This window comes from Lactiplantibacillus sp. B652, assembly GCF_023806745.1.
Classification (GTDB): Bacteria; Bacillota; Bacilli; order Lactobacillales; family Lactobacillaceae; genus Lactiplantibacillus; species Lactiplantibacillus pentosus.
This window is the reverse complement of sequence record NZ_JAMSKY010000006.1, coordinates 144,341-158,280: the sequence shown is the minus strand read 5'-3', so window position 1 is coordinate 158,280 and position 13,940 is coordinate 144,341. Positions and strand designations below refer to the sequence as shown.

12 protein-coding genes and 1 pseudogene are annotated in these 13,940 nt (G+C 43.3%); 1 reads left to right on the top strand and 12 read right to left on the bottom strand.

The window, feature by feature from the left end:
• Nucleotides 1-76: 76 nt before the first annotated feature.
• Nucleotides 77-1,921: a collagen binding domain-containing protein gene (locus MZO40_RS09230; RefSeq protein WP_105961568.1), complete on the bottom strand. Its 1,845-nt coding sequence runs from the start codon at nt 1,919-1,921 to the stop codon at nt 77-79.
• A gap of 137 nt (nt 1,922-2,058) precedes the next feature.
• Entirely contained in the window at nt 2,059-2,964 is a 906-nt protein-coding gene (locus MZO40_RS09225; protein ID WP_105961567.1) for a DMT family transporter, read from the bottom strand.
• Nucleotides 2,965-3,156: 192 nt separating this feature from the next.
• Between MZO40_RS09225 and MZO40_RS09220 the strand changes: the two genes are divergently transcribed.
• Nucleotides 3,157-3,858 (top strand): esterase, encoded by a 702-nt coding sequence (locus tag MZO40_RS09220; protein WP_101872926.1) that lies wholly within the window; start codon nt 3,157-3,159, stop codon nt 3,856-3,858.
• Between the two features lie 657 nt (nt 3,859-4,515).
• On the opposite strand, the gene MZO40_RS09215 is transcribed toward MZO40_RS09220, so the two are convergent.
• The 10 genes and pseudogenes from MZO40_RS09215 to MZO40_RS09170 all read right to left on the bottom strand — a co-directional run bounded on the left by MZO40_RS09215 (nt 4,516) and on the right by MZO40_RS09170 (nt 13,891).
• Nucleotides 4,516-5,154 (bottom strand): ATP-binding cassette domain-containing protein, encoded by a 639-nt coding sequence (locus tag MZO40_RS09215; RefSeq protein WP_105924165.1) that lies wholly within the window; start codon nt 5,152-5,154, stop codon nt 4,516-4,518.
• A 2-nt stretch (nt 5,155-5,156) separates the two neighbouring features.
• Entirely contained in the window at nt 5,157-5,867 is a 711-nt protein-coding gene (locus tag MZO40_RS09210; RefSeq protein ID WP_105924166.1) for a hypothetical protein, read from the bottom strand.
• Nucleotides 5,864-6,577 (bottom strand): hypothetical protein, encoded by a 714-nt coding sequence (locus tag MZO40_RS09205; protein ID WP_105924167.1) that lies wholly within the window; start codon nt 6,575-6,577, stop codon nt 5,864-5,866. The genes MZO40_RS09210 and MZO40_RS09205 overlap by 4 nt, the downstream gene beginning before the upstream one ends.
• On the bottom strand, nt 6,561-7,355 hold the full coding sequence (locus tag MZO40_RS09200; protein WP_101872920.1) for a hypothetical protein: 795 nt from the start codon (nt 7,353-7,355) through the stop codon (nt 6,561-6,563). Before MZO40_RS09200 ends, MZO40_RS09205 begins: the two co-directional genes overlap by 17 nt.
• Before the next feature lie 66 nt (nt 7,356-7,421).
• A complete protein-coding gene (locus MZO40_RS09195; protein ID WP_105961566.1) occupies nt 7,422-7,781 on the bottom strand; it encodes a DUF2712 domain-containing protein in 360 nt (119 codons plus the stop codon).
• A 251-nt stretch (nt 7,782-8,032) separates the two neighbouring features.
• Complete coding sequence (locus tag MZO40_RS09190) at nt 8,033-8,755, bottom strand: LytTR family DNA-binding domain-containing protein (protein ID WP_101872918.1); 723 nt, start codon at nt 8,753-8,755, stop codon at nt 8,033-8,035.
• A complete protein-coding gene (locus MZO40_RS09185; RefSeq protein ID WP_105961565.1) occupies nt 8,748-10,013 on the bottom strand; it encodes a sensor histidine kinase in 1,266 nt (421 codons plus the stop codon). The genes MZO40_RS09190 and MZO40_RS09185 overlap by 8 nt, the downstream gene beginning before the upstream one ends.
• 384 nt (nt 10,014-10,397) lie before the next feature.
• Nucleotides 10,398-11,279 carry an ROK family protein gene (locus MZO40_RS09180; RefSeq protein ID WP_252133237.1) on the bottom strand — a complete coding sequence of 294 codons (882 nt, stop codon included), beginning with the start codon at nt 11,277-11,279 and terminating at the stop codon, nt 10,398-10,400.
• A gap of 291 nt (nt 11,280-11,570) precedes the next feature.
• Nucleotides 11,571-13,327: pseudogene (locus MZO40_RS09175) on the bottom strand (ABC transporter ATP-binding protein).
• Nucleotides 13,328-13,354: 27 nt separating this feature from the next.
• Complete coding sequence (locus MZO40_RS09170) at nt 13,355-13,891, bottom strand: MarR family winged helix-turn-helix transcriptional regulator (RefSeq protein WP_050340166.1); 537 nt, start codon at nt 13,889-13,891, stop codon at nt 13,355-13,357.
• Nucleotides 13,892-13,940: the final 49 nt, after the last annotated feature.

The window sequence follows — 13,940 nt, the reverse complement described above, 5'->3', positions numbered from 1 at the left end:
ACGATTCTCCTGGTTAGGAAAATCGTTTTAGCACCCAAATGAGCTGGTTTATATCGGATTTATTCTGAACTTAATATTAAGCCAACCAGTGCCGGATCAACGCACCGCCGCCAAGCGTCAAAACGCCGAGTAAAATCCCTACTGAACGCAAAGCTTGACTATCCGTTTTTGCTTCGTTCGTTTGTGGTAACTTAGCGGGTTGTGATGGTGTTGATGGCGTCAACGCATCACCCTGTGACACCGTCGAAGCCGCGCTGGACTTCTTGGTTGCAGGCGCTGAAGTTTGATTACCCTCATTCTGGTTATCAGTCGTCGTGTTCGCAGGTGAGCTGGTAAACACACTCGAAGTTGAATCCGTTAACTTGTCAGACGAATTCGTCCCGCTCGATTGATTAGCATCATAGTTCAAATCAAAACCGGCATCAACATCAACGGTCCCAGTATCTTCGTCAATGTCTGGGTAGACATCGGTATTATCCGTTGGGTCTTCAATGTCCCCGGTTTGATTGCCGTTGTTATCAGGCTGAGACGTACTGTCAGAGCTTTCTGAGCCAGAGTTGACATTGCTACTAGAAGTAGCCGATGAGCTGCTGGAACTCGATGAAGTGCTCGAACTGGAATCAACCGAACTAGAGCTGTCAACACTCGATGAACTATCTGAACTAGAATCTACTGAACTAGAACTGTCGACACTCGATGAAGAATCAGAACTCGAATCTACTGAACTAGAACTGTCGACACTCGATGAAGAATCAGAACTCGAATCTACTGAACTAGAGCTGTCAACACTCGATGAACTATCTGAACTAGAGTCCACGGAGCTAGAGCTGTCAACACTCGATGAACTGTCCGAACTCGAATCCACCGAACTAGAGCTGTCAACACTCGACGAACTGTCCGAACTCGAATCTACTGAACTAGAACTATCCACACTTGATGAATCGTTCGAACTCGAGCTGGCATCTCCAGTCCCGCTACCATCGTTGACGGTCTTGTCGTAGACCTTACCATTCGCTTCTTCACTGTTCTTAGTGCCGGACGTGCCGCCACCCCATTCCATGATGGCTTTATTCTTAAAATGATAGTTTTCATCAATCAGTGACGTATCCGTGATTTTAGTATAGTAATCAATCACGACCAGGTTGCTGACGGTGTCGTTGAACTTCAAATCAAAACCGTTTTCGTGATAGTTGACTTGATAAGCATCTTCGCTAACTTTATCGCGTCGTTTGTAGCTATTAGCACTCGACCATTCACCGTTATAAACTTCGACGCCTTCAATCAGCTGTTGATGATCACCGATCGTATCCGCAATCGATAAGTTTTTCATGGTGATTTCACGACGGTCAACCAACAACGTCCATTTGATTAAGCCATTTTCCTTGTCCATCGTGCCTTTTTTCGACATGTTGGCCTCGTTAGCGACCATATTAATCACTGAGGTCTCTGGGCCATTTTGGGTTTCAAACACGACGTCTTGTTCACCTAAGTCATCATAGCGATATTTCATCCCCAGATTGACGTCGATTTTGACATTCGTCTTGCCTTCAATCGCAGCATTCATGGTCAAAACAGTCTTACCATCTGCACCCACGACCCCGGTTCCAATCACTTCGCCGGTTTCAGCATCCATCACATCAAACGTGGCGCCAACGGTCTTGGGTTCCAGGTTGACTGGCATATCAATCGTGATGGTGTCGCCCGCTTTAAAGGCGGTATCCCCAAAACTCATTTGATAGCGAATCTGAATCGTATCCGCATGTTTGAAATCTGGGCCATTAATGACCGATGCCGCAGTTGTGTAATCTTTCGCAAGATAATTCGTTGCGGCTTGCGCGACAGTCGTGTGGCTAAAGCATAGTAAGATTACAAAACTTACTAGACCAAGTAGCCAGTACAGTCCCCGTTTACTCAACTTCATAACTAAAAAAATCCCCCTATTCCCATATTTTTCTACAACGAAAAGTATACGCTAGCAAGGGGGATTTTCAATAGAATTTGTGAATAAAACGATTAATTCGTTCATTTGTCTTAAGTGGCCTAATTTACAGAGCAACTTCACTTCGGCACAAACGGATTGGCGCGGGATGCGGCGAATTGCAAAAAGGTGACGCCCACGATCAATAATGCCCCGATAAGACCGACCCAATTAAAGCTGACATGTAGGAATAAGACGCTTAAAATGGTTGCGGAAAGTGGTTCGATTGCTCCGAGGACGCTCGCAGTCGTGGGTAAAATAAACTCGAGACTTTGCAGGAAGAACAAGTAGGCGAGCATCGTCCCGAAAATAACGACAAACCCGACTTGTCCCCACGCGGTCCACGTCAGCTCCGGTGCGTGCCGCCATGCACCCGTCCCAACGAGCACGAAGGCCCCACCAATCAACATCGACCAGCCGACGATTGGCGTAGCGCCGTACCCAGTCAGCAGGCGTTGTGGCATCAACGTATACACAGTCGCACCCACCGCTGCCAGCACGCCCCAGACGATCGCGACGACTGGCAAGGCTAACGAATGTAATTGTCCCTCCGTCACGATTAGAAACGTCCCGATTATCGCTGAAATCACGGAGATCACATCGACCTTGCTTGGTGCCTGCCAGGTCGTGACGGTCACGTACACGATGATCATGACCGGCGACAGAAATTGTAAAATCGCGGCCATCGCGGCGTTTCCCGTGCTAATCGCCATAAAATAGGTCAGTTGCACCCCAGCCATACCAAACAAACTAAATAAAATCAGCTTGAGCGTCGCCTGTGGATGATGAAAAACGGCCATTACTGGCAAATGGCGACTCACACCATACCCAATCAGTAACGTGCCGGACACCAGCATCCGCACAGCCACCAACCACAATGGCGAAATCGCGGTCGTATCAAATAAATGTTGCGCGACCGTCCCCGAACTGCCCCACAGGAATGGCCCGGCACTAGCTAAAATCAACCCTACTGTTTTCTTCTGCATCAAAATTCGCTCCTCCAACTACCTTACCTACAGTCTAACAACTGCCCCTGAACTTGCCAATGACCATTTTGACATGGGTTTGATTACTCACTTAACTAATGTCAGCACCAGGACTGACGCGTAAATATTAATTTCGTAATTGACAGCCTATTAGTGGTAAGCTAATCTAATAACGGGGTATGGAGGTGTCGAATGAAACATCAAAAATTAGTCTACTGGTTAGTTGGAATCTTCGCCGTCGTCTTTATTGGTGGCGCGTTAATTATTCCAACACCAACGATCAAGCAACAAGTCGTCAGCATCGGTAACGCGATTACGGGGAACACCAAAACTAAGGGTGCCACGCATGCCGTTTCCGACAGTGCACTTGGTGAAAAATATCAACTCTCAACTAGTGAAATTCATGCATTACGCAAGCTTAAAGTGACGGGTATCGGTGATTCGATCATGGTGCGAACCACTTCAGATTTGAAACAAATCTTCGGTAGTTTTAACGTCAACGCCAAAGTTGGTCGCCAAGTCTCCGCAGCACCGGCTGTCATCAGCCAACTCAAGTCAGACAACGCGATTCATAAGAACGTGCTGATCAACCTTGGAACCAATGGCCCGACTAGCGCTGAAGAAATTGACAGCATCATCGAACAAATCGGTTCCAATCACCAGATCTACTGGGTCAATACCCGGGTTCCTGGCAAAGATTGGCAAGATGACAACAACCAGTTAATCGCGGCAGCTGCCAAAAAGTACAGCAACGTCCACCTGGTCGACTGGCTGTACGTCGCTCAAGATAACGACAACTGGTTCGTCAAAGACAATCTACATCCTAATAGCCTCGGTGAACGTGAATACACCGCTACGGTCGGTCAGACGATGGCTAAGACTGCGGAACCTTAACCCGTTTTCCATTCTTAATTAAGGTTAAGTGTTCGTCATGATTCACGTCATCGTTCCGGACGATTGCTATCCACTTACACCAGCAAAATCCCAGTACGCTAACGATTCTCATCAGCGTACTGGGATTTTGATTTTGAGGACTGTCCAGCAGTCATCTGATTTTCTAGACGACCAAGATTACAAACCTTGATTCCTAGATGCAAGGCAATACTATCGGTGAATTTTAAAGCTAGTTACCAGTAATACTTATCAATGATCTCTAGACCATCTTCACAGGATTTACGTGTGCCACAAATCAGCGTCGTTGCTGATTATGAGTTTATCTGAAGGACCAGTCACCTAATATTCAGTGGTCAATTACACCCAGATAGGTGGCCGTTTATCCGCCATTCGAGCGGTTTCCCGACTGGCCGGACTGCCGGACAATGCTCAAGGGCGAAGTTCTTTTTGTCCGGGTGGGGTTCCCGGGCTAGAAGAAGACTCGTAATTGAAATTGCGCAGTGGGTTTCTGCGTGAGTTCAAATCGATGTCCGCCCTGTTCCAGCGTTGTCAGCCGGCCCCGGAGGTCGGAATAAGGCGCACATCAGCTGACGAACAGGAATCCACCAACTGGCACGAGTTAATCATGATTCATGACAAATTAACGAGCACGACCTGCTAGGCATTCTGCACTAGTTTTCCGGCATCTAATGTCAGTCGAACATCTGCTAATTGGCTCATATCATCACTAATATGACTTGCTAAGATAATCAAACAGCCCTGCTCACGTAATTCTTTCAGCGTTTGAATGCATATTTTGACACTTTCAGTATCTAATCCATTTGTTGGTTCATCTAACAAAATGACTTGTTGATGTTCAAAAATAGCCTGAGCAATATTCAGTTTTTGTCGCATCCCTAACGAATAGTCCTTTAGCTTGGGTGCATTGATCTGTTTTTTCATTCCGACCGCCTCTAACGCCCAGCGTATGTCTGCATCTGTTGCGACGCCATGAATTTTGCTCAATTGCTTCAGATTATCGAATGCATTAAATTGTGGTAATAAACGCATATTTTCAATAATAATACCTGTATTAGGGGCAAAATCCATGTCACGATGCAAGACTTGATCATCAAAACAGATTTCACCTGAATTCAAGTGAATCAGCCCTGCCAACGCACGCAAAAGCATCGTTTTTCCAGAGCCGTTAATTCCAGTTAATCCATAGATATGACCACTACGAAACTGATAACTGATATGATCAAGAATGAGCTGTCCGCGAATTTTTTTGACGATATCATTTACTTTTATTTCCATAATTAACCCAACCAATCTTTCCGTCTAACGGCGATATACAGTGCAAGTTCTAAAACCAAAATAATAATAACCATGCCCATGGCCATCATGACACCTGAATAATGAAGATTTACTAGTCTCACCGTTGTCAGCCACTGCGGCCAAAAGAAAATCTGCACTCCTAGTTGCGCATGACTGTCTAGTACCAGCAAGCGCGCAACTATAATTGAAAAAAGTGAGTAACATGACTGAACTAGTAAGCCAACCCTCGTGTCCACAAAAATACTAATAACTAATTGAGAGAGACCAATACTAAAAGCCAAAGTTAGCATTAGAACGGGCGCCCAAATGTTCCATTGGTCCATAACTAGCCATTTCCCCTTCAGTACAACAGCAATGAACTCAGCCAAACCGACATAGCCGATAACGACCATCACCGAGGCCCTCATCAAACGAACATTGTATCGCCAACAAATTCGTTTGATGACACCTAATCGCAAGATTGTTAAGATAAATGATTCCTCAAAACTAGCCCGCATCTTGACAAAATGATAAAAAGAAACGCCTAACCAAGGCAAGTTCAGCGCAATCATTTTAAAGGTGTTCATTTGGTAACTAGGTATTTGCCATATCGACGACCACGTTAAGGGAAACTTAAGCCCCATAAACATAAAAAGCAAGAATGCAACCAAGCATAGAATCAAAATGGCATCTTCACCAATTACTTTTCTCATAAGAAATCACGCTTACCTAGCTGCCACACATTCAAATAAAATAATAGTAATAATAAACACACGAGCTGAATTCCACCCTGAGCAATTGGCACTAAATCCAATCCGTGGAGACTAATATCACCAAACGTGTCAAGAGTCGTTAACGGATGTGACCAATTCATTCTTGTGCAAAGTTGCAGACTGAAAATCATCACTACTGGTGCCAAAAAAAGAGCAAGGACAAACTGCTTAGTAACTAGATTAACCCAATAGATAAATTCACATGCTAAAACATAATAACCAATGGCTAATATAAAACGCAGTACAAGTGTAGCAATAACTAGTGGTGTCAACAAAAGCTTTTTCGGAATGAACACCAATAATAGCAACGCATCAATACCATAAAACCAGATACAAAAAGCAAGTGTGACTAATACTATCCGCATCAGATCTGACCTGAAATATTGAAAAGGACGCTGCCGAATCAATCTTTCAACACGAACATGTGTAAATCGATTCACATTTAAAATTCCCAATAACAGTGTAAAAAAAGTGGCCGTCAGCTTGACACTATGATAACCGGCATTTTGATTTTCAATATCATAAAGCTGTGTAAAATTGGCTAAAGACAGCTTTGAAACGTTGACGAATCTTAGCCAAAAAAGGACTAATAAAACACTTCCGCCAGCGAGGAGGCTAACTATTAGTACTTTTTTATAACCAATCGTCATGCCGTATCACCATCCTCCAGTATCCGAAACCGATGATTGCACCACTAATTGCGACAAATATCACCGCACTTGGAACTTGGTATTTAAGTCCATACTCAATGAGCGGCTGCATCAAATAAGTGGTACTGTATTTGGAAATAATCTGTGCAAACCAAATGACAAAAGCCACTGTGTACACAACATAATAGTTTACAAACATTAAACTTAAAACATAGCATACTAACGAAAAAGCAGTTGCTAATAAGACTGTCATTATGGTCACAATCAACATCGTTAATACCGTGTGGTCATACTGCCAGCTCAACTCAGAAGTCAGCATATTTGTATTTTCCAAATCATCTGTTAAAAAGTCCTTGCCGCCATGAAAAACTAACAAAGCTAGTAAATAATTCAAAACTAGCCCAATTCCTGTTATCACAAAAGCAAAAATCCCATTGACCATTAAACCAACCAAATAATATCGTTTCTTCCCTAATCGCATGATTTGAGTCACATCATACTGCTCCTTGTGATCTCGAATGACCCGATCTGCACACAATCCCAACAACAGAATTGGCATAAACCAAACAAAAATGATTTGTCCGTAGTGTTCAGCCTGACTGCCAGAAAGAAAACTCGCCACAATTGGATTAAAACGGTACTTCGGGTCACCAAAAGCAATAAAATCTTGAGAAAATAGGACCTGTATAAAATCTAATATTGGAATCGCAATAATTAAAATTGCAAAGATACGTGTTCGTCGATCATGTACGTATCTGTTCAGTTCGCTTTTCAGCATTCTTCCACCATTCTTTCACCTTCAAAAATGGTGAATCAGCAAGCATACTGATCCACCAACTAATCTTTATTGGATACGACCTGTTTCTTCATCCCAATATCCAGAAACATTAAATTCGCTACCGTTAAAATTATTATTTTGAGCCGTTAGCATTACTGTACGGCCTCCCGGAAAGCTAGACTTGACTCGTCGATAACTGGCTCCCTTACCTTGTTGCTTCTTGACGGATTCGCTAATATTCTTTCCACCCGCTTTTTCTAACCAAAAAATTGACTTTGTGTGAACACCCTCACCCGAACTAACAAGCTTAACTTTCCAATTATTTTTATAATTTTTAGTTTGGCGATATCGCCCTGCGGATTGTGAGTTCTGCTTAAGACCATAAATTCTGAATGAATAGTTATGATTATCATTCGAAGCATTCACTGGAACAGATGATAATCATAACGCGCCACTCAGCCCTACTGCCATTGCTACTCTTTTGAAATTCATATTTACTCCTCCTGAACATATATGTGATACAGTCCTATCATAACAACGTTCACGAGAAGAGCAGACTTTCTTCATAAAAAGGCTTTTTTACATCAAAATATCTTTCACAGAAGCTAAATTGATCAATTATGACTTCATAAAAGGAATTGAAAATATAGGCTGACAGCAATTCTCATATTCAAAAATCAAGTTTTACTTAGAATCCGAGCTGCCGAAATTGAACACATTATTGTTTCTCCATCAGTTAAGTGCAATTCTCGTGTCTTTTTATTGATGCTCTGAATATGATCTTTATTAACCACAAAAGATTTATGACATCTAAAAAAATTTGGTGCCAGGTCTTCAGCGTCTTTAATAGTCCCATAATATGAAACTTGCGAATTAAATAAATGCACCGTTAATTTATGGGGCGTTGCAGAACTTTCTATAAACAAAATATCTTTAATCCTTAATGCGCGCTCCAATTCTCCGCTTTTCACTCGAATATATTCTGGACTTATATGAATGTCCTGATTAATTCTTTCTTCCGCCAATTGTAATACCTGGTTAATTCTGAGTTGCATCTCTTCTGGATTATCCTTCAAAATAAAATCTAAAACTTCAAGATGGTAGCGAAAAGTGGTCATTGCAAGCTCAACATGTGTTGTTACAAAAATAATTTTACTATTCATATCATGCTCGCGAATCTTACTGGCAAGTTCAATACCATTAATTTGACTATTTAAACTAATATCCAGTAAATAAATTCTTCGATGTTTATTACTAATATTCTTCAGCAAAAGGTTAGGCTCTGTTGTTGCTCGGGCCAGCATCATATCAGCATTGTGAATCAATAGATACTTATTCACATATTCCACCAATGCATTCAGTTGTTTTACATTATCCTCACAGATATAGACCTCAATCATTCAACTGATCCTTTCCAATAATAATCTTTTGTACGAATACAGTATCGGTATACGTTGTTTCCAAATAAACTCGCGGATATTTATCAATGATTTCCTGCAGATTTGTTAACCCTAACCCACGATTATTTCCCTTTGTTGAACAGCCAGTCTTCTTAAGTTGCCACAACGGTGGTAATTTTTCATCAATTGTATTTTCTACAATAATTATTTGCTCTTTATCAGCCCGAAATAATGCAACTCTTACGCTTCCATTTTCGCTCTTATGCGTTGCTTCTATTGCATTGTCAATAATGATTCCGAGTGCAATAATCAAGTCAATTCGTTTCATACAAAAACATTCGAATACAGTGGGGCATTCAAAGCTTATAATTATGCCTTCATTCTGAGCAACACTTAACTTGCTAAATAATAGCCCTTTAATCGCCTTATCTTCAATATGACTAATGTCTTCAAGTTCATATTTCTGCTCACTTAACGCAACACTCGTTGGCTTTAACACATTCTGGTAGTAGTCGTTTAAGCCTTCAACATCGTTCGTCTTCAAGTATTCGTTTAAAGCCAAAATAACATTCTGATAATCATGTCTAAATTTCCGCATTTCAGTGTAATGTTTTTCCATTTCTGCAATATAACGCCGATGATTATCCAAAAGTGCAGACTGATGTTTTAACTCAACAGCACGATTGACACCTCGCTGATGTTCGAATTGTAACAACACATTTGTAATACCAAAGAAAGCAAAGAAGACCAGATCACAGATAACGTCATAAAAATCCGTCGTATTCTGCTCGATAAAGAGAACATAACCATATACGATCACTAAAGTCAGAATTGAAAGTATCAGTTCCCTTATACCAATACTATTTTTAAGTGCCGCCTCTGATTGCCTGTTATATATAAAAAATAGTATCGTTCCAGAACAAATTTCTAAAGCAATAAAGAGATACATATAAAAGTCTGATATATGCAATAAACGGACAATTATATTGGCAATGTGCTCAATTACAATAAGAATTAGTATGCTCTCAATCGCTGCTACGACCGCCTGCTTAATCTGATGGCTATCCGCTAGCAAAGTTAAACTTGTCATCACAACACACGCAATCAAAAAAATGACATTTGGCCTTTTTAACAGCAGTCCGAGGATCGAGCAAACGATAATGTACAGCAAATCCCAAATATGTAATGTAAACTGTTCAATGATTATCTTCCCGAACAGTAAAACCGCAATATATTGTAAACACAATAACCAAAACATAAGTACTCCTTTTACAAAAATTCTTAAACAATCCGCTAAATTTCCATTGAAAGCGAATCCGCCATATCGACCACGTACCAAACATCAAGCAATAAAGATAGGCTCCTCACATATTCTCATAATAATTTAATAAAGTGATGATTGTACGATTGAATTATGAACTTTCTTTAACTTTTAGTTACACCAACCTTGAAATAAAAGATGGTGTATTCGATATCTATATTGATTTAATAAAAAAATCAATCGACCATTGACCATAAATGAAAGAGTTCTTCAAAAATTTGGGTCAATGTTTGATTGATTGTTTACCACTCGGCTCCAGCGTATAACAAACTATTTCATGGTTTTCTTAGACGCTCTATTTACATATTCCAACTGCTATTGTCAAATATCCGGATACGTCTGCTCAAAATCAACAGCCGCTCCCCGCAAATTAGCCGCATCCGTATACTGGCACGCAACGACCTTAGGTTTAATGGAAGCAATCTTAACCGTTGCCCGCAATTTTTCGATTTCAGCATCAATCGCTGGCAATAAATGTGGATTATTCGAGACCGCCCCGCCCATGATGATTAACTCTGGGTCAAAACTATACTGCAAATTATAGATTGCCCGGGCTAACGCTTTGATCATGACCTGAACTTCTGCTTGTGCAGCGGTATCACCCTGGGCGGCGAGTTCAAAGACCGCCTGCCCGTCTAATTGAGGCTGGTCCGGATGTGCAGCGTTGTAGCGGTTTGCGACAGAAACGGCAGTCCCCACTTCACTCAAAATCTGGTGGTCATTCAGTAAGGTAAACCCGAATTCGCCACCAAATAAATGGGCGCCATGCCAAATCTGATGATTAACGATGACCGACCCACCGACCCCGGTCCCAACAATTAAAAAGCAGAGACTGGCGACGTCCTTGCCCGCACCGTCTGCGAGTTCTGCTAGAGCCGCACAGTTGGCGTCGTTTTCCATACTGACTGGTAAGCCAAAGCGCCGTTGTAATTCCGGCTGAATCTCAAAATTGTGGATATAAGGGAGGGCGCTTGCGCCTTCAATCACACCCGTGGCCTTGTTGACGGCCCCGGGCGAACTGATGCCCACCCCGCCGATTTGATAATCCGCCTTCATCTGAGCGACCTGGCTCGTGAGTACTTCATAAAATTCAGCTAACATGGTTGGCGTGGCCACCTTGGTTTTCGCCACTAACTGCCGATTCTGCCATACCGCAAACTTAATGGTCGTTCCACCAATATCAATAACACCTAATGCTCGCATCCGTTCATCATTCCTTTTCAAATAATCTTGTTATCTTAATGATAGCGCTTCACCGGTTAAATGTATATGCATTTATCACGATGCAGGCTGCTCGTTAATTTGTCATATTTATTGCGCCATAATAACTTGCACAGCAGATCGTTATCGCTAAGTCAGCATAGCAGCGCCACGCTAATTATCAGTAATTTTATGTCGTCGCGACAACAATCGCAAGGCTAACTAATAACCGTGGTAACCTAAAAACCGTGGCCCACTTAGCGTTTCATGCCAAATGGATCACGGTTATCAAAATTATTCTTTAAATTGAATCTTGACGTAATCACGATATAACGGGACATTGGCCATTAATTCCTGATGAGTCCCGGAACCGCTGACGTGGCCGTCTTCGATGAAGTAAATCTGGTCGGCATCAACAATCGTGCTCAACCGGTGGGCAATCACCAGCGTAGTGCGACCCTTCATCAATTCACCCAGTGCTTGTTGCACCATCGCTTCTGACTCTGAATCCAAGCTCGCCGTCGCTTCATCCAACATCAAAATCTTGGGGTCCCGTAAGAACGCCCGTGCAATCGCCAGTCGTTGCCGTTGTCCGCCGCTGACTTTAACCCCGCGTTCACCGACTTGGGTATCAAGCCCATCCGCCATTGCGCTGACGAAATCCGCGGCTGAAGCCAACGTCAAGACTCGCCATAGTTCAGCGTCAGAATAGTCACGATCCGCGCCATACGTTAGATTTTGACGAATCGTACCAGCCATAATGGCCGAATCCTGACTGACGTAGCCAATCTGTGACCGCCAGCTATTAATGCTGAGGTCCTCAATATCTTGATTGCCAATCCGAATCTGCCCAGCAGTTGGTTGATAATAACGTTCAAGTAAGCTGAAAATCGTTGACTTACCGCCACCAGAAGGCCCGGCAAACGCCACGACGGTATTGGGTTGCGCTTCAAAGCTCACGTCATGCAAGATTTGCTTATCTTCATCATAAGCAAAATCAACATGGTCCATCGCTAACGTTTCGTTGGCAACTGAATGGGTGTCACCAGTAGTCAATTGTTCTTCAGGTTCAGCGAGTAGTTCCCGAATACGGGCAGTTGACCCACTCGCTTTGGCTAAGGTCGTGAAGAATTGTCCGAGCGTACCAGCGGGGCCGATAATTTGAAACAGGTACATTAGAAAGGACACTAAGGTTCCCATCGTCATCGTGCCACTGGCGACGCGCGCCGATGCATACAGCAGCACGCCCACGAATAGTGCCATCATCGTCGCCGTCATGACTGGACCAGAAATCGAGTCATACACTGCTTCGCGTAACCCAATCCGATAAAGGGTTTGGATTTGACCAGCACCGGTCGTCGTTTCTACTGGTTCCGCATTCGATGATTTGACCAGTCGAATTTCACTCAACGTTTCTTCCGCCGTGCCACTAAATCCCGCGAGTGCGTCTTGCCGCTCATGCCCAATCTTGCCAGTTTGGCGCATAATCGGAAACATCACTAATAAAACGATTGGAATCGCCAAGACCATGATCACGGTCATCTTCCAGTCCATCAGAACCATGATGGCGATGGCGCCGACTAACTGCATCAAGGACGTCACCATCTGGGGGAAGGCATTGGCGAGCAAGTCCTTGATCTGCGTCGAATCGTTGACGAGCCGCGAGGTCATCTCGCCCGTCTTGACGTTATCAAAGTAGCGGACTGGTAGTCGCACTAATTTATGCCACAGCGTGCCACGCAAATTCGCCACGACATTTTCACCAAAGACACCGAGCAGTGTGCCTGATAACGCACTGATGACGGCGCTAATGAGGAACAGTGCAATCACACCGATTAGCAGTGACTGATTGACACCATGACTAAACCCGTTGATGAGTGTCTGGGCAAACTTGGGCACCATCAATTGCGCACCCGTCGCCAATAGTCCCAATCCGAGGCCTAGCCATAGTTGCCAGTAACGAGGACTGGTATCCGAATTAATTGTAAAAACTGTTTTAAATCAAACTTCTGACCCGCCTGACGCGAGTATGCCGTTTGTGATCGTTCCATTTCACATATGCCTCGTATTTCGATTATTTAGTTGAACCACCGTGGGCCCCGTCCCCAACCTGGATGAGGACCAAAACCATGTTGCTGGCCAAAGTGCATCAATTCCCGAATATCAATACCATCCGCATTTGCGCGTAATTTTGCCAATAAGCGCTGCAATTGTTCGCATTCTTCGTCCGTTAGATTGCCGAATAACTGGTCAGCTAAATCATTGGTACCTTGGACGCGATGTGCGGCCATTTCCTGTCCACGGGCACTCAGTTTGATAATCACGACCCGTTTGTCACGCGGACTTGGCTCACGCGTAATCAGTTCCGCATCTTCCAACCGACTTAAGGTCGCACTGACTGAGCTGGGCCGGATGTCTAAAATTTCGGCAATCTCAGCGTTTGTCAAGCCCGCTGGCGCATCCGCTAATACCCGCAAAATCCCCATCTGGCCGCGACCACCCCGATCATTACCACGGTCACCAAAATGAAATTGTTGGGCCATTGCCATCATGAACGCCCGATTCTGAAACAATTGACCAAAACTATTGAATAAATCTCGATTATGATCTGTCATGAAATCATCCTCCTACGAATTTGAATGACATTATGTTAGCACGTTAGTT

Coding starts and splice junctions, on each gene's coding strand:
- MZO40_RS09180 (WP_252133237.1), bottom strand. CDS start 11,279: ATGCGAGCATTAGGTGTTATTGATATTGGTGGAACGACCATTAAGTTT.
- MZO40_RS09215 (WP_105924165.1), bottom strand. CDS start 5,154: ATGGAAATAAAAGTAAATGATATCGTCAAAAAAATTCGCGGACAGCTC.
- MZO40_RS09185 (WP_105961565.1), bottom strand. CDS start 10,013: ATGTTTTGGTTATTGTGTTTACAATATATTGCGGTTTTACTGTTCGGG.
- MZO40_RS09225 (WP_105961567.1), bottom strand. CDS start 2,964: ATGCAGAAGAAAACAGTAGGGTTGATTTTAGCTAGTGCCGGGCCATTC.
- MZO40_RS09230 (WP_105961568.1), bottom strand. CDS start 1,921: ATGAAGTTGAGTAAACGGGGACTGTACTGGCTACTTGGTCTAGTAAGT.
- MZO40_RS09190 (WP_101872918.1), bottom strand. CDS start 8,755: ATGATTGAGGTCTATATCTGTGAGGATAATGTAAAACAACTGAATGCA.
- MZO40_RS09210 (WP_105924166.1), bottom strand. CDS start 5,867: ATGAGAAAAGTAATTGGTGAAGATGCCATTTTGATTCTATGCTTGGTT.
- MZO40_RS09220 (WP_101872926.1), top strand. CDS start 3,157: ATGAAACATCAAAAATTAGTCTACTGGTTAGTTGGAATCTTCGCCGTC.
- MZO40_RS09205 (WP_105924167.1), bottom strand. CDS start 6,577: ATGACGATTGGTTATAAAAAAGTACTAATAGTTAGCCTCCTCGCTGGC.
- MZO40_RS09170 (WP_050340166.1), bottom strand. CDS start 13,891: ATGACAGATCATAATCGAGATTTATTCAATAGTTTTGGTCAATTGTTT.
- MZO40_RS09200 (WP_101872920.1), bottom strand. CDS start 7,355: ATGCTGAAAAGCGAACTGAACAGATACGTACATGATCGACGAACACGT.